The sequence below is a fragment of the Ferrimonas sediminicola genome (genome assembly GCF_005116715.1).
GTDB lineage: Bacteria > Pseudomonadota > Gammaproteobacteria > Enterobacterales > Shewanellaceae > Ferrimonas > Ferrimonas sediminicola.
The window spans coordinates 72,780-89,011 of the sequence record NZ_SWCI01000001.1; the positions used below are offsets into that span (position 1 = coordinate 72,780).

The window sequence follows — 16,232 nt, forward strand, 5'->3', positions numbered from 1 at the left end:
GATGATCAGCGGAGCGGAAGCAGTCATTCGTACATTGGAAGGATTCGGGGTGGATACCGTATTCGGTTATCCCGGCGGTGCCATCATGCCCGTTTACGATGCCATGCTCGACTCGTCCGTCAACCACACCCTGACTCGTCATGAGCAGGGGGCGGCCTTCGCCGCCATTGGTTATGCCCGTGCCTCTGGCAAGACCGGGGTGTGTATCGCCACTTCGGGTCCGGGCGCGACCAACCTGTTGACCGCCTTGGCGGACGCCTACATGGATTCCGTTCCGCTGGTGGCCATTACCGGCCAGGTGCCCACTGCGGCCATCGGCACCGATGCGTTCCAGGAGATCGACGTGCTGGGCCTGTCACTGGCCTGCACCAAACACAGTTTCCTGGTACGCCATGCCGACGAGCTGTGCGACACCCTGCAGCAGGCGTTTGCCCTGGCTGCCGAGGGGCGGCCCGGTCCGGTACTGGTGGACATTCCCAAGGACATTCAGCAGGGGATGGTGGAGTACCATCCCCCGCTGACCGCCCACAGCAACGACAGTGTCGGCATCGGGGATTTTCCTCTGGAGCAGGCGCACAAGATGCTGAAGGCGGCCAAGCGTCCGGTGCTCTATGTGGGCGGTGGCGTTGGCATGGCCGGCGCGGTGGAGGAACTGCGTCAGTTTATCGCCACCACCGGCATGCCCTCGGTGGCCACCCTCAAGGGGATCGGTGCCGTGGCGCCGGGTACCCCTGGCTACCTGGGGATGCTGGGGATGCACGGCACCAAGGCGGCCAACATGGCAGTGCAGGAGTGTGACCTGCTGATCGCCGTCGGTGCCCGATTCGACGACCGGGTGACCGGCAGGCTGGATACCTTCGCCCCCGACGCTCAGGTGATCCACCTGGACATCGACCCGGCGGAGTTCTCCAAGCGCAAGGCGGCTCACCTGAGCCACAGCGCCGGTCTCAGGCAGGTGCTGCCGGCACTGGCGATGGAGCTGGATTGTGGTGACTGGTGCCAGCGGTGCGACGAGCGCAGCCGCAAGTGGGCGTTCAACTACGACGCCCCCTTCGAGGGGATCTTTGCCCCCAGGTTGCTCAAGACCATCTCCGAGCGCCTGCCCAGAGGCAGCACCGTCGCCTGTGATGTGGGGCAACACCAGATGTGGGTGGCTCAGCACATGAGCTTCGACGGCCCGCAGACTCATCTCTCCAGTGCCGGCCTGGGCACCATGGGTTTCGGCCTGCCAGTAGGCATCGGCGCCCAGTTTGCTCACCCGGACGAGACGGTGCTGGTGGTCTCCGGAGACGGCTCCTTCATGATGAACTGTCAGGAGCTGACCACCATCAAGCGGGCCAAGCTGCCGCTGAAGATCCTGCTGCTGGACAACCAGCGGCTGGGGATGGTGAAGCAGTGGCAGGAGCTGTTCTTCGAGGAGCGCTACAGCGAGACCAACCTGTCCGATAACCCGGAGTTCGTTGCCATGGCGGCGGCCTTCGACATCCCGGGGGCCCACATCTGGCGGGAAGATCAGGTGGAGGAGGCCCTGGAGAAATTGTTAAACAGCGATGGACCCTTCCTGTTGCACGTGTCCATTTCCGAGAAAGAAAACGTCTGGCCTCTGGTTCCGCCCGGGGCATCCAACAGCGATATGATGGAGAAGCAGTCATGAGTCAGCATACCTTGTATATCGAGATGAATCCGGCGCCAGAGGTTTTGGAGCGAGTACTGCGGGTGACCCGCCACCGTGGCTTTACCGTGTGTCACATGCACATGAGCAGCATGGACCGAAAGGCCAACATTGCGGTGACCGTCGACAGTGACCGTCCCATCGAACACCTGACCCGTCAGCTGGACAAGCTGTACGACGTAAAGAATTGTCGCCTGGAGATCTCCCAGGCGCGCCTCGCCAACGGCTAACTAAGGAGCACATTGTGAGCCAAGCGGACTTTATCTGGTTTAACGGCAAGATGACGCCCTGGCAGGATGCCCAGGTCCACGTTCTCAGCCATGCCCTGCACTACGGCTCCTCGGTATTCGAGGGGATCCGTGCCTACCATACCCCCAGGGGACCGGCGGTATTCCGCTTGCAGGAGCACATCCAGCGGCTGTTTGATTCCGCCAAGATCTACCGGATGCCCATCCCCTATACCCAGGCGGAACTGGAGCAGGCTTGCCGCGACACCATCGTCGACAACGGCCTGGACAGCGCCTATATCCGTCCGCTGGCATTCTACGGCCACGTCGGCCTGGGTCTGAACGTGCCCCCCGGCAGCCAGGCCGAGGTGATCGTCGCCTCCTTTCCCTGGAACGCCTACCTGGGTGAAGAGAGCACCCAGCAGGGGGTGGACGTGTGCATCTCCTCCTGGAACCGGCTGGCGTCCAACACCATGCCGACTGGCGCCAAGGCCGGGGGCAACTACCTTTCCTCCCAGCTGATCTCCGGTGAGGCCAAGCGCCACGGCTACGCCGAGGGGATCGCCCTGGATGTCAATGGCCAGATCTCCGAAGGGGCCGGCGAGAACCTGTTCCTGGTGAAGAACGGCGTGCTGATCACCCCGCCGGTGACCGCCGCCATCCTGCCGGGGATCACCCGGGACACCATCATCACCCTGGCCCGGGATGCCGGCTACCAGGTGAAGGAGGAGGCGATCGCCCGCGAAGCCCTCTACCTGGCCGATGAGATCTTCATGACCGGCACCGCCGCCGAAATCGTGCCGGTTCGCTCCGTCGACGGCATCCAGGTGGGCGAGGGTCAGCGAGGCCCGGTCACCGCCGACATGCAAGCCGCCTTCTTCGGTCTGTTCAGCGGAGTTACCGAGGACAAGTGGGGCTGGCTGGACTACGTCAGCGAAGAGCAGGAAAACAAGCAGGAGTTTGCCGCCTGTACCACGGCAAAAGTGTTGTAAGTAATAAGGGTAGAACAATGCCGAAACTGAGATCAGCGACCTCCACTTCGGGTCGGAATATGGCGGGGGCCCGCGCCCTCTGGCGGGCCACAGGTATGACGGATCAGGACTTCGGCAAACCCATTGTTGCGGTGGCCAACTCCTTTACCCAGTTCGTGCCTGGCCATGTTCACCTCAAGGAGATGGGGCAACTGGTGGCCGGCGCCATCGAGGCCGCCGGCGGGGTGGCCAAGGAGTTCAATACCATTGCCGTGGATGATGGCATCGCCATGGGCCATGGCGGCATGCTCTACTCCCTGCCCAGCCGGGAGTTGATCGCCGATTCGGTAGAGTACATGGCCAACGCCCATTGTGCCGATGCCCTGGTGTGCATCTCCAACTGTGACAAGATCACCCCGGGGATGCTGATGGCCTCCCTGCGCCTCAATATCCCGGTGATCTTCGTCTCCGGTGGTCCCATGGAGGCGGGCAAGACCCGGTTGTCGGAGCAGCTGATCAAGCTGGATCTGGTGGACGCCATGGTCCAGGCCGCCGATCCCAACGTCTCCGACGAGCAGGCGGAACAGCTGGAGCGCAGTGCCTGCCCCACCTGCGGGTCCTGTTCCGGCATGTTCACCGCCAACTCCATGAACTGCCTGACCGAGGCCCTGGGCCTCTCCCTGCCGGGCAACGGCTCGATGCTGGCCACCCACAGCGATCGCCAGCAGCTGTTCCTGGAGGCGGGTCGGCGCATCGTCGACCTGTGCCGTCGCTGGTACCAGGAGGAGGATGCCACCGCCCTGCCTCGCGGCATCGCCACCCGCGCCGCCTTTGCCAACGCCATGGCCCTGGACATCGCCATGGGCGGTTCCACCAACACGGTGCTGCACCTGCTGGCGGCCGCCCAGGAGGCGGAGGTGGATTTCACCATGGCCGACATGGACGCCCTCTCCCGCAAGGTGCCCCAGCTGTGCAAGGTCGCCCCCTCCACCCCGGAGTACCACATGGAGGATGTCCATCGGGCCGGAGGCGTCATCGGCCTGCTGGCGGAGCTGGCCCGTGGCGGCCTGCTGGACACCAGCGTACCCCATGTGGCCGGGGGCACCCTGGGGCAGGTGCTGGAGCGCTACGACATCAAGGGCACCACCGAGGAGAGCGTTCTGGAGTTCTACCGCGCCGGTCCCGCCGGGGTGCGTACCACCCAGGCGTTTTCCCAGTCCTGCCGCTGGCCGGAGCTGGATGACGATCGCCAACACGGCTGTATCCGCTGCCTGGAGCATGCCTACTCCGCCGAGGGCGGCTTGGCGGTGCTGTCCGGCAACCTGGCCCCCAACGGTAGCATCGTGAAAACCGCCGGGGTGCCGGACGATTGCCTCACCTTCACCGGTCCCGCCCGGGTCTACGAGAGCCAGGAGGCGGCGGTGGCCGGCATCCTCGAGGGCGAGGTACAGGCCGGTGAGGTGGTGGTGATCCGCTACGAAGGGCCCAAGGGCGGACCCGGGATGCAGGAGATGCTCTACCCCACCAGCTACCTGAAATCCATGGGGTTGGGGCAGAAATGCGCCCTGATCACCGACGGCCGCTTCTCCGGCGGCACCTCGGGCCTTTCCATTGGTCACGTCTCTCCCGAGGCGGCCAGTGGCGGAGTGATCGCCCTGGTGGAGAGTGGCGACACCATCAGCATCAACATCCCCCAACGCACCATCGCACTCGAGGTGGATGAGCTGACTCTGACCGAGCGTGCGGCCACCTGCAGCTACAAGCCGCAAAACCGCCAGCGCCAGGTGAGTCCGGCGCTGAAGGCCTACGCCATGCTGGCCACCAGTGCCGACAAGGGCGCGGTGCGGGACCTGTCCAAACTGGAGGCATGCTGATGGCGGCCCTGCCCAAGCCTCAGGCTCAGGACCTGGCCCAGGAGTACCTGCGCCGGATCCTGATGGCGCCGGTGTACGACGTGGCCAGGCTCACCAGCCTGGATCCCCTGCCCAAACTGAGTCGGCGCCTCGGCGCCCAGGTGTGGCTGAAGCGGGAGGATCAGCAGCCGGTACACTCCTTCAAACTGAGGGGCGCCTACAACTGCATCCATCAGCTGTCGGAGCCCAGGCGTGCCTGCGGCGTGGTGGCGGCCTCCGCCGGGAACCACGCCCAGGGGGTGGCCCTCTCCGCCAGCCGCCTGGGGATTCGGGCGGTGATCGTGATGCCGGCGACCACACCGGAGATCAAGGTGGAGGCGGTGCGCGGCCATGGTGGTGAGGTGGTGCTGTTCGGTGACAACTTTGATGCCGCCTACGGTCACGCCCGTGAGTTGGCCGACAGTCAGGGGCTGACCCTGATCCCTCCCTTCGACGACTCGGCGGTGATAGCCGGCCAGGGCACCATCGGCCAGGAGCTGCTGCAGCAGCAGCGTCAGCTGGATGCGGTGTTCGTGCCCGTCGGCGGCGGTGGCCTGGTGGCCGGGGTGGCCGCCTACATCAAGGCGTTGGCCCCCCACATCAAGGTGATCGGCGTCGAACCCGAAGACGCCGCCTGTCTCAAGGCCGCCCTGGACGCCGGCTACCCGGTGACCCTGGAGAGGGTGGGGCTGTTTGCCGACGGAGTGGCGGTGAAACGCATCGGTGAGGAGCCGTTCCGGGTGGCTCAGCAGTGCGTGGATCAGGTGGTCACCGTCAGTACCGATGAGATCTGTGCGGCGGTGAAGGATATCTTCGAAGACACCCGGGCCATCGCCGAGCCCGCCGGTGCCCTGGCCCTGGCTGGTTTGAAGCGCTATCGCGAAGGGCGTGAGGGCGATGAGAGGTTGGCTGCCATTCTTTCCGGTGCCAACGTCAACTTCCACAGCCTGCGCTACGTCTCCGAACGCTGCGAGCTGGGTGAGGGCAAGGAGGCGGTGCTGGCGGTGACCATCCCGGAGAAGAAGGGCAGCTTCCTGCGCTTCTGCCAACTGCTGGGACAGCGCTCCATCACCGAGTTCAACTACCGGCTGGCGGGCAGGGACAGCGCCAACATCTTCGTCGGGCTGCGCATTGCCGATGCCGAGGAGCTGGCCAGAATCCGCGAGAAACTGAGCCGGGAGGGCTATCCTCACGAGGACCTGTCCCAGGATGAAACCGCCAAACTGCACGTGCGCTACATGGTGGGCGGGCAGCCCCCCGAGCCGGTGCGCGAACGTCTGTTTCACGTGACCTTTCCCGAGCACCCCGGAGCCCTGCTGCAGTTCCTGCTGCGACTGGGGCAGCGCTGGAACATCTCCCTGTTCCACTACCGCAACCACGGGGCCGCTTATGGTCGGGTGTTGATGGGGCTGGAGTGCGCCGTCGAAGGGGACGCCGAACTGAGCCGGTTCCTGGCGGATCTGCCCCTGGATTGCCGCGAGGTCACCGATTCCGCGGCCTACCGTTACTTCCTCGGCTAGGAGGGCCTCCAGCCAATCCGTGCCTGGCCACAGCGCCGATCCCACCCAGATGGGGTCGGCGCCATCTCACATACCCTTTTCCCCGAACCCACTCCATACTGAGGAGGGCTGCGTGATCCATGTCACCATTCATACACTTGGTTACATTCGTCTCTTGGACATACATACGTGTATGTCTGTAAGCTTCGCTCAGTTTAAATTGGGTCAGTGGGCTCGGGTTAGCCTGAGGGCCACTGAATAGGCTAGGCCGGCGAAGTCGGCCACAAGGAGTCCGGGAATGTTCAAGCGCTTTGTCTTGGTTGTGGGGGGACTGCTGATGATCCTGGCGATCATCGGCGGCATCAAGTTCAAACAGATTCAGCAGGGGATGGCCAGGCTGGAAAACTATGCGCCGCCTCCGGCCACCATCTCGGTGGTAGAGGCTAGGAGCGAGAGCTGGCGTCCCCAGGTGGCCAGCGTCGGCACCCTGAACGCCATTGAGGGGATCGAGCTGGCCGCCGAGGTGTCCGGTACCGTCGACGGCATTCTGTTCCAGAGTGGCCAACAGGTGGCGGCGGGGCAGCTGTTGATCACCCTCAACGACGATGTGGAGCAGGCCAACCTGCTGAGCTACCAGGCCCAAGCGGAGCTGGCGGCGATCAAGTTCAAGCGCAGCGAGGGGCTGTTCCGCAATAACAACATCTCCGAGACCGACTACGATCAGGCCAGTGCCGACCTCAAGGTGGCCAACGCCAACGTGGCACAGACCCGGGCCACCATCGCCAAGAAGAACATCCGTGCGCCCTTCACCGGGGTGCTGGGGATCCGCAAATTCTCCATGGGGGAGTACATCAAGAACGGCGATGCCCTGGTGACCCTGCAGGATACCCGTTCTCTCTACGCCGACTTCTCGGTGCCCGAGCAGTACCTGCCCCAGCTCTACACCGGCCAGGAGGTGGTGTTCCGCGTGTCGGCTGCGCCCGACAAGGAGTTTCGCGGCCAGGTGATCGCCGTGGAAGCCAAGGTGGACGAGAAGACTCGTAACATCGCCATCCGCGCCAAGGTGCCCAACGAGTCCGGTGAACTGCACCCCGGGATGTACGCCGACATCCGCCTGCTGATGCGCGACACCCTGACCCCCATCGTCGTCCCCAGCACCGCCGTGGCCTACAGCCCCTTCGGTGACGCGGTGTTCGTGGTGGAAAACAACGATGAGGGGCAGCAGGTGGCGCGGCGCATCTATGTGCAGGTGGGCGAGCAGCGGGGCGACTGGGTCTCCATCCTCAGTGGCCTGGAGGCGGGGATGCAGGTGGTCAATGCCGGTACCTCCAAGCTGGAGAACGGCACTGCGGTGACCATCTCCAATGCCGTCGAACTCTAAGGGCCGCCCATGAAGTTTACCGATATCTTTATTCGCCGCCCGGTGCTGGCGATCGTGCTCAACCTGCTGCTGCTGGTGTTCGGTGCCCGGGCCCTGATGGACATGCAGGTGCGCCAGTATCCGGATATGGAGATTGGCCAGATCAACGTCACCACCGTCTACCCCGGTGCCAACGCCGAGCTGGTGCAGGGGTTTGTCACCCAGCCGATCCAGGAGGCGATCTCCTCCGCCGAGGGGATCGACTACGTCACCGCCAGCTCCAAGGCGGGTGTGTCCACCATCTCGGTGTTCCTCAACCTGGGGTATGACGCCAACACCGCCATGGCGGAGATGCTCACCAAGCTCAACGAGGTGCAGGGGCGACTGCCTCAGAGCATCAATGATCCGGTGATCGCCAAGAGTGTGGCCGGCGGCGGCGCCATCATGTACCTGGCCTACTTCAGTGACACCATGAGCGGGGTGGAGATCACCGACTACCTCAAGCGGGTGGTACAGCCCAAGTTCACCGAAGTTGAGGGGGTGGCGGAAGCCCAGCTCTATGGAGAGAAGGAGTTCTCCATGCGCATCTGGCTGGATCCGGTACGGATGCAGGCCAACGGCGTCACCGCCGAACAGATCAACCAGGTGCTGACCCAGAACAACTTCCAGTCTGCCGCCGGTGAGGTGCGTGACAGCTACACAGTCACCTCGGTGCGGGCTTCCACCTCGCTGCAGGATGAGGCCTCCTTCGGCAACATCACCGTCAAGAGCGAAGACAACGCCGTGGTGCGCCTGCGGGACGTGGCCCGTATCGAGCTGGCGGCCAAGTCGGAGAAGGTGCAGGGCCTGTTCAAGGGCACTCCGGCGATCTTTGTCGGCATCACCACCACCCCGGAAGCCAACCCCCTGGATGTGGCCAAGGGCGTATACCAGGTGCTGCCCGAGATCGAGCGAAACCTGCCGGACGGCCTGAACCAGGTGATGAACCACGACTCCACCGAGTTTATCCAGGAGTCCATTGATGAGGTGCTCTCCACCCTGGGCGAGGCGGTGGTGATCGTGGTGATCGTGGTGTTCCTGTTCCTCGGTTCGCTGCGCAGCGTGATGATTCCCATCGTCACCGTTCCCCTCTCCCTGGTGGGGGTGGGGCTGGTGATGCTGGGCCTGGATTTCTCCATCAACCTGCTGACGCTGCTGGCGTTGGTGATGGCCATCTCCCTGGTGGTGGATGATGCCATCGTGGTGGTGGAGAACGTCCATCGTCACATCGAGGAGGGACTCTCCCCGGTGCGGGCCGCCGTGGTGGGAGCCCGGGAGATCGCCATGCCGGTGATCGCCATGACCATCACCCTGGCGGCGGTGTACGCGCCCATCGGTTTCATGGGCGGCCTGACCGGCTCGCTGTTTACCGAGTTCGCCTTCACCCTGGCCGGCGCGGTCCTGATCTCCGGTTTCATCGCCCTGACTCTGTCGCCGATGATGGCCAGCAAGCTGCTCAACAGGGAGGACCTGCACAAGCCCTTTCCCCAGTTCCTGGACCGTCTATTCGACCGGGTGAAGGAGGGGTACCAGGGGATCCTGGCGCAGGTGGTGGGCCACTACAAGTCGGCCATGGTGACCGCGGCGGTGCTGCTGTTCGCCGCCATCGGTGCCATGTTCATGATGACCCAGTCGGAACTGGCGCCGGATGAGGATCAGGGCTATCTGTTTAACATCGCCAGCGGCCCGGATAACGCCAACGTCAACTACGCCGTGGCCTATGGCCATGAGTTTATCAACATGGCTTCCCAGTACCCCGAGTACAACATGGCCCTGGTGTTTGCCGGTTACCCCAGTGAGAGTGGCTTCTTCTCGGTGCTGGGTCTCAAGCCCTGGAGCCAGCGGGAGCGCAGTCAGATGGCGATCCAGCCCCAGGTGCAGCGCGATGCTAAGCGGATCGCCGGCCTGGAGATCTTCAGCGTCAATCCGCCGGCCCTGCCAGGCGTGGCCTCCGGCCTGCCGGTCAATTTCGTGGTGACCACCACCGCGGATCACGCCACCCTCAACGAGGTGATGACCAGGCTGAAGCGGGAAGCGGAGCAGAGTGGCCTGTTCATGGTGGTCAACAGCACCCTGAAGATCAACAAGCCCCAGGTCCACATCGAGATCGACCGGGAGAAGGCGGGTCAGCTGGGGATCTCCATGCAGACCATCGGCAGTGTGCTCTCCACCCAGCTGGGGGATTTCCGCACCAACTACTTCGATATCCAGGGGCGCAGCTACGAGGTGATCCCCCAGGCGGATGCGCCCTACCGCGCCACCGCGGATCGCATCGCCGATCTCTATGTCAGCAGCAACACCGGCGCCTCCATCCCGCTCTCCACCGTGGTGACGGTAAAGGAGGAGGTGATCCCCAATGCCCTGACCCAGTTCCAGCAGCTGAACTCGGCCACCCTGGAGGCGATGCCCATGCCCGGTGCCGCCACCATTGCCGATGCCCACACCTTCCTCAAGGCCAAGCTGCAGGAGATTGCGCCTAAGGGCTACGCCTACGACTTCGGCGGCCAGAGCCGACAGTTTGAGACCGAGGGTGGTGCCCTGTACGTCACCTTTGCCCTGGCCCTGGTGGTGATCTTCCTGGTGCTGGCGGCCCAGTTCGAGAGCTGGCGGGATCCTGTGGTGGTGTTGGTGACCGTGCCGTTGTCGATCTTCGGCGCGATGATTCCCCTGTTCCTGGGGGCGGCTACCCTCAACATCTACACCCAGGTGGGTCTGATCACCCTGGTGGGCCTGATCTCCAAGCACGGCATCCTGATCGTGGAGTTTGCCAACCAGCTGCAGCGCACCGGTAAGGACAAGGCGGAAGCGGTGATTGAGGCGGCGGCCCTGCGTCTTCGCCCCATCCTGATGACCACCGCGGCTATGGTGCTGGGGGTGATGCCTCTGGTGCTGGCCTCCGGTGCCGGTGCGGTTTCCCGCTACAACATCGGTCTGGTGATCACCGTGGGCTTGTCCGTGGGCACCCTGTTCACCCTGTTTGTGGTGCCGGTGATGTACTCCCTGCTGGCCAAGACCATCAGCGTGGAGGAGGAGCAGGCGATGCTCCAGGAGACCCGTGCCTAGGGCCGGGAAATGAACCTGACTTTGACGAGTCCTGGCCACCCTTCGGGGTGGCCTTTTTTTGCGGGCCGCAGGGGGGCGACGGCAGCGGGCGTTTAAAACGGCCAAATACCTTGGTCCTATACCCAGCCCTGTTAAAGCGTGCTAACTTGGGATATTCGTTTGTGTTAAGGCCAATTAGCAGGAAGGTCGCCATGTCGTTCAAGCCGTTCAACCCTCCTTCCCGGACCCTGATGGGCCCCGGGCCCTCCGACGTCCATCCCCAGGTGCTGCAGGCCCTGGGCAAGCCCACCGTGGGTCATCTGGATCCCAGCTTCATCGCCATGATGGATGAAGTGAAGGCGCTGCTTCAGTACGCTTTCCAGACTCAGAACCCCTTTACCATCGCCGTTTCCGCCCCAGGCAGCGCCGGCATGGAGACCTGCTTCGTCAACCTGGTGGAACCGGGCGAGAAGGTGATCGTCTGTCGCAACGGGGTGTTTGGTGAACGGATGCGCCAGAATGTGGAGCGTCTCGGCGGCGAGGCGGTGGTAGTGGATGACGCCTGGGGCACCCCGGTGAGCGTCGACAAGGTGGCGGCGGCCCTCGAGGCCCATCCTGACGCCAAGTTCCTCGCCTTTGTCCATGCGGAGACCTCCACCGGCGCCCTGTCCGACGCCAAGGCGCTGTGTGCCCTGGCCCGGAAGCATGATTGCCTCTCCATTGTCGATGCGGTCACCTCCCTGGGCGGGGTGGAGCTGAGGGTGGATGAGTGGGGCATCGATGCCATCTATTCCGGCAGTCAGAAGTGCCTCTCCTGTGTCCCTGGGATCGCCCCCGTCTCCTTCTCGCCGAGGGCGGTGGCCAAGCTGGAGGCGCGGCAGACTCCGGTGCCCAGTTGGTTCCTGGATCAGACTCTGGTGATGGGCTACTGGAGCGGCACCGGCAAGCGCAGCTACCACCACACCGCCCCGGTCAACAGCCTCTACGCCCTGCACGAGGCCCTGCGCCTGCTGCATGAGGAGGGCCTGGAGAACGCCTGGGCCCGTCACGCCAACATGCACCAGAAGCTGAAGACCGGGCTGGAGAGCTTGGGCCTGAGCTTCGTGGTCGACGAGGCCCACCGCCTGCCTCAGCTCAATGCCGTCTACATCCCGCAGGGAGTGGACGACGCCGAGGTGCGCGGCCAACTGCTGAACCGCTTCAACCTGGAGATCGGCGCCGGCCTTGGGGACCTGGCCGGTAAGGCGTGGCGCATCGGCCTGATGGGGCACGCCGCCCGGGAAGAGAACGTCACCCTGTGCCTTGGCGCCCTGGAAGAGGTGCTGAGCTAGCAACCGGGCAGGAACGAAAGAGGCGCCCTCGCAGGCGCCTTTTTTATGGCGGCTTTGAGGACTAGTGCTGATCCAGCCACTGGGTCAGAGCGTCCATTACTTGATCGCGGATGGCGGGGATCTCCGCCACCAGTTCGTGACGGGCATCGGGCAGGGTGAGCATCTTCAGGGCCGGACTGCTGGCCACCGCCTTGGTCATCACCAGGTTGTCCACCACGGTGTCGGCGCCCGCCTGCATCACCATGGTTGGGGTGCGTAATCTGTCCACCTGTTCCAGAATCCGATCCATGGCCTGGAGGGACTCCAGCAGCCAGTGATTGGAGGGTGAACCCAGCTGCAATTGAGGCACCTGCTGATGCAGATCCAGCAGTACTTGGTAGCGATCGGCATCCTGGGTCATCTCGTTGTCTTCGAACGGCACCGGCTGGTAGTCGGTGCCCCCCGGTATGTAGCCAGGCGTCCCCCGGGTCCGGTTCCACCAGGCCAGGGCAGCGATCACCGGCTCCAGGGCCCAGCGGGGGCCGGGCAGGCGGATGCCGTACATGGGGGCGAAGAACACTGCCGCGTTGAAGGTCTCAGGATGGCGCAGCATATAGAGGGTACCGACGGCACCGCCCATGGAGTGGCCCACCAGGTAGAGCTTGCCCGGCTTGGTTGGCAGCACCACCTCTGTCAGGAAGGTGTGCATATCCTCCACGTAATCGTCGAAGCGCTGTACATGGCCCAGAAAAGGGTTGTCGGTAAGCCGGTCAGAAAACCCCTGTCCCCTGTGGTCCCAGATGTAGACCTCCAGACCCGCTTGCAGCAGATCTCGCACCAGGGTCTCATACTTGAGGTAACCTTCGGTGCGGCCGCTGGCGATTACCACCGCACCCTTCGGGCTTTCCGGAGTCAGGTGGGCGTAGTGCAGAGTCACGCCGTCGACGCCGGTGAAGGTCCCCAGATCCGCGTGTTGCCACAGGGAGGCAAAGGCCGTTGCCGGTTGAGTCATAACGATTCCCATCAGAAGCAGAAAGCGGGCTAGCATAGTAGGGGTAAAGGCTATTGGGAAGCCTTGGCCTGCTGGCGGGCGTCAAAGGCGGCCAGCTGCTCCGGCGTGGCGGGCTTCTGATACTTGTCCTTCCAGCTGTCGTAGGGTTCGCCGTAGACCCGTTCTCGGGCCTGGTCGTAATCCACCTCTTCGCCGCGCGCCTTGGCTTCGGCCATATACCACTTGGCCAGGCAGTTGCGGCAGAAATCCGCCAGGATCATCAGGTCGATGTTCTGCACCTCCTTGTGGTTGTCCAGGTGGTTGAGCAGGCGGCGGAAGGTGGCGGCTTCGATCTCGGTCTGGGTCTGTTGGTCCATAGTGTGTCGTATCTCCTTAGTGGCAGCCAAAAAGCCAGTGTACTCCCATCGCGGCCACTATAGTATCCGCCGGGTGCAGTTGCTACTCTGGTACGACCGCCCGATACGGAGAGATCTCTTGAAGTTTGAACACTTTGGCCAGGGGAGTCCCACCCTGGTCTTCAGCCATGCCAACGGTTTTCCCCCGGCCACCTACCGCCGTCTTTTCCAGGCCTGGGGCGGTGCCGTGGATGCCCCCCTGCTCAAGCCCCTGACCACGACGGTGGATGAGGCGGCCAGTGACACCTGGTGGCGTATGGCAGAGGAGCTGGCCGACTGGCTGGAGAGCCAGCCCGAGTCCAGGCTTCTGGCAGGCCATTCCATGGGGGCGGTGGTCAGTTGCCTGGCGGCGATGCGTTGTCCCGAGAAGGTCGCTGGGCTGATGATGCTGGATCCGGTCTTTCTCCCCACCCGCTGGTTGGCCCCCATGCGGCTGATGCCGAAACGATTCAAGGTGAAACAGCCGCTGGTGGCCAAGACCCTCAGGCGCCCACACCAGTTTGATGATCACCGAGGGGCGTTCCGGTTTCACCGGAGCAAGCGGGTGTTTTCCGGCCTGGACGATCAGGCGCTGACCGATTACATCCATGCCGCCTTCGAACCCAATGAGCAGGGGGTGGCCCTGAGATACAGCCGGGAGTGGGAGGCCCACATCTACCAGACCGCCCCCTGGATCTGGCCGAGGCTGCGCCGGCTTAAGGTGCCGACCCTGGTGATCCGCGGCGGCAACAGCGACACGGTGACCCCGGCCAGCTGGGCCCGCATCGGTCGCCTCTGTCCGGAGGCCGAGCGGATCGAACTGCCGGAGTGTGGTCACCTGCTGCCCATGGAGAAGCCACGGGAGGTGGCCGCGCTGATGCGAGGTTGGGTGGCGCACCGGAGCTAGCCCCGAAAGCGCTGTTCCGGGCCGGCGGTTCTCCGGTTCGGCTAGCCCCTCTGGCGGGCCGTCCACCGGCGAACCTGGCGCTCCAGCTGGGCCAGGGGCACCGAACCGTTGGCCAGCACCGTGTCGTGGAATCCGCGAAGATCGAAGCGCTCTCCCAGGGCCTGCTCCGCCTCGTGACGCAGGCGCCACAGGGTCAGTTCGCCCATCTTGTAAGAGAGGGCCTGCCCCGGCCAGGAGATGTACCTGTCCACCTCGGTGGTGACGTTGTGCAGGGAGAGGGCGGTGTTGTCGGCCATGAAGTCGATCGCCTGTTGGCGGCTCCACCCCTTGGCGTGGATGCCGGTATCCACCACCAGCCGGCAGGCGCGCCACATCTCGTAGCTGAGCCGGCCGAAGTCGGCGTAGGCGTCCTCATAGTAGTCTCCCTCCACCCCCAGCTTCTCCGCGTACAGGCCCCAGCCCTCACCGAAGGCGCTGATGTAGTGGTAGCGGCGCAGCGGGTGCACCTCCCCGAGCTCCCGGGTCAGGGCGATCTGCAGGTGGTGGCCCGGCACCGCCTCGTGCAGGGTCAGGGCCGGCAGGGCGTACAGCGGCCGCTTGTCCAGGGCGTAGGTGTTGACCCAGTAGTATCCTGGTTGATGCTCGCCGCCGGGACCGGAGTAGCGGCCGGTGGTGTACTTGGGGGCGATCTCCGCCGGCACCGCCATCACCCCATAAGGGGTGCGGGGCAGTTTGCCGAAGAACCGGGGCAGCATGGCGTCGGCCTGCTTGGCCAGCCAGGCAGCTTGGCGCAGCAGCTGCTCCGGAGTGTCGGCATAGAAGCGGGAATCGGTGCGCAAGTAGGCGAGGAAATCGGCGAAGCTGCCGTCGAACTCCAGCGCCCGGATGATGGACTCCATCTCGGTGCGGATGCGGGCCACCTCCTCCAGCCCCAGCCGGTGCACCTGGTCGGGGGTCATCGCCAGGGTGATGAAGTGGTTTACCCGGTTGGCGTAGTACTCGCCACCCTCGGGCAGGGCCGCGGCGGCGATGCTGGTGCGGGCGGCGGGACGATACTCATTGACGAAGAAGGCCAGGTAGTCGCGGTAGGCAGGCAGCACCTGCTCCCGCACCGCCTTGAGGCCGGCGGCCCTCAGGGCCGGGGTGTCGGCCAGCGTTTCGGGCAGGGTGGTAAAGGGACGGTAGTAGAGGCTGTCGTCGGCGTTGTCGGGCAGGTAGGCCTCGATGGAGGACTCGAATCCGCTGAGGACCACCTTGGGCTGGGTGTAGCCTAGGCGCATCCCCTCGCGCATCCAGTGGATCTGCTGCTGGAACAGGGTCGGCAGGGCCGCCAGCCGGGCAAGGTAGGCCTCGGCCTCCCAGGTGTCGGATAGGGTCAGGCCGGTGGCGATGGCAGCCACCTCGTTGTGGAAGCCCCCCTCGGCGGTCAGCGGCATCAGGTGTTCGTGGAAGCGGTAGCCGTCGGTGCGGTTCTCGAGGATGCCGGTGAGGATCGCCAGATTCACCTGCCCCTGTTCACTGAGAGTCGCCGCGTCCACCTGGCGGGCCCGGGCCAGCAGCGCCAGGTCGGCCTGATAGGCCTGGGCCAGGGCCGCAGGACTGTGGTCATCCAGCATGGCCAGGGCAGCCCGGTCGCCGAACTGGGCGGCCATCTGCGGCGACCGGGCCAGCCGTTGCTGCCAGGCCTGGTCCATCAGTTGGGTGACTCGTTCATCGGCGGAGGGTGGCTGGAGGCCGGCGCAGCCCGCCAGTGCCAGGACCGCCCCGAGAAGCCAGTTTTTCATGATCCTATCCCTATGTTGATGTTCGCTTTTTAATTATTCTTAGGCCGTGTTGACCTTTGCTGAAGACTTTTGCGCCTGCTGAGTCAGCCAAGATGTGGGAGGTATGCTCCAAATACACCGGCGTCCAGCAGGAACAGGCACCC

Annotated in this window: 12 protein-coding genes; 9 read left to right on the forward strand and 3 right to left on the reverse strand. The window is 64.3% G+C overall.

Annotation, left to right across the window (positions count from 1 at the left end; genetic code table 11):
- Nucleotide 1: 1 nt before the first annotated feature.
- The 8 genes from ilvG to FCL40_RS00360 all read left to right on the forward strand — a co-directional run bounded on the left by ilvG (nucleotide 2) and on the right by FCL40_RS00360 (nucleotide 12,033).
- Entirely contained in the window at nucleotides 2-1,654 is a 1,653-nt protein-coding gene (gene ilvG, locus FCL40_RS00325) for an acetolactate synthase 2 catalytic subunit (protein WP_136850216.1), read from the forward strand.
- On the forward strand, nucleotides 1,651-1,902 hold the full coding sequence (ilvM, locus tag FCL40_RS00330) for an acetolactate synthase 2 small subunit (protein WP_136850218.1): 252 nt from the start codon (nucleotides 1,651-1,653) through the stop codon (nucleotides 1,900-1,902). The genes ilvG and ilvM overlap by 4 nt, the downstream gene beginning before the upstream one ends.
- A gap of 11 nt (nucleotides 1,903-1,913) precedes the next feature.
- Nucleotides 1,914-2,891 carry a branched-chain amino acid transaminase gene (locus FCL40_RS00335; protein ID WP_205729073.1) on the forward strand — a complete coding sequence of 326 codons (978 nt, stop codon included), beginning with the start codon at nucleotides 1,914-1,916 and terminating at the stop codon, nucleotides 2,889-2,891.
- Nucleotides 2,892-2,908: 17 nt separating this feature from the next.
- Entirely contained in the window at nucleotides 2,909-4,744 is a 1,836-nt protein-coding gene (gene ilvD / locus FCL40_RS00340; RefSeq protein ID WP_136850222.1) for a dihydroxy-acid dehydratase, read from the forward strand.
- Nucleotides 4,744-6,282, forward strand: a complete 1,539-nt coding sequence (ilvA, locus tag FCL40_RS00345; protein ID WP_136850224.1) for a threonine ammonia-lyase, biosynthetic — start codon at nucleotides 4,744-4,746, stop codon at nucleotides 6,280-6,282. The genes ilvD and ilvA overlap by 1 nt, the downstream gene beginning before the upstream one ends.
- Before the next feature lie 277 nt (nucleotides 6,283-6,559).
- Nucleotides 6,560-7,642, forward strand: a complete 1,083-nt coding sequence (locus tag FCL40_RS00350; protein ID WP_136850226.1) for an efflux RND transporter periplasmic adaptor subunit — start codon at nucleotides 6,560-6,562, stop codon at nucleotides 7,640-7,642.
- Between the two features lie 9 nt (nucleotides 7,643-7,651).
- On the forward strand, nucleotides 7,652-10,723 hold the full coding sequence (locus FCL40_RS00355) for an efflux RND transporter permease subunit (RefSeq protein WP_136850228.1): 3,072 nt from the start codon (nucleotides 7,652-7,654) through the stop codon (nucleotides 10,721-10,723).
- A gap of 191 nt (nucleotides 10,724-10,914) precedes the next feature.
- On the forward strand, nucleotides 10,915-12,033 hold the full coding sequence (locus FCL40_RS00360; protein WP_136850230.1) for a pyridoxal-phosphate-dependent aminotransferase family protein: 1,119 nt from the start codon (nucleotides 10,915-10,917) through the stop codon (nucleotides 12,031-12,033).
- A 61-nt stretch (nucleotides 12,034-12,094) separates the two neighbouring features.
- On the opposite strand, the gene FCL40_RS00365 is transcribed toward FCL40_RS00360, so the two are convergent.
- Together FCL40_RS00365 and FCL40_RS00370 are read right to left on the reverse strand one after the other, a co-directional pair.
- Nucleotides 12,095-13,024, reverse strand: a complete 930-nt coding sequence (locus FCL40_RS00365) for an alpha/beta fold hydrolase (protein ID WP_169306952.1) — start codon at nucleotides 13,022-13,024, stop codon at nucleotides 12,095-12,097.
- A gap of 50 nt (nucleotides 13,025-13,074) precedes the next feature.
- Nucleotides 13,075-13,380 (reverse strand): DUF1244 domain-containing protein, encoded by a 306-nt coding sequence (locus tag FCL40_RS00370; protein WP_136850234.1) that lies wholly within the window; start codon nucleotides 13,378-13,380, stop codon nucleotides 13,075-13,077.
- A gap of 118 nt (nucleotides 13,381-13,498) precedes the next feature.
- On the opposite strand from FCL40_RS00370, the gene FCL40_RS00375 reads away from it, so the two are divergent.
- Nucleotides 13,499-14,305 carry an alpha/beta fold hydrolase gene (locus FCL40_RS00375; protein ID WP_169306953.1) on the forward strand — a complete coding sequence of 269 codons (807 nt, stop codon included), beginning with the start codon at nucleotides 13,499-13,501 and terminating at the stop codon, nucleotides 14,303-14,305.
- A 41-nt stretch (nucleotides 14,306-14,346) separates the two neighbouring features.
- On the opposite strand, the gene FCL40_RS00380 is transcribed toward FCL40_RS00375, so the two are convergent.
- Entirely contained in the window at nucleotides 14,347-16,089 is a 1,743-nt protein-coding gene (locus tag FCL40_RS00380; protein WP_136850238.1) for a DUF885 domain-containing protein, read from the reverse strand.
- Nucleotides 16,090-16,232 lie beyond the last annotated feature (143 nt).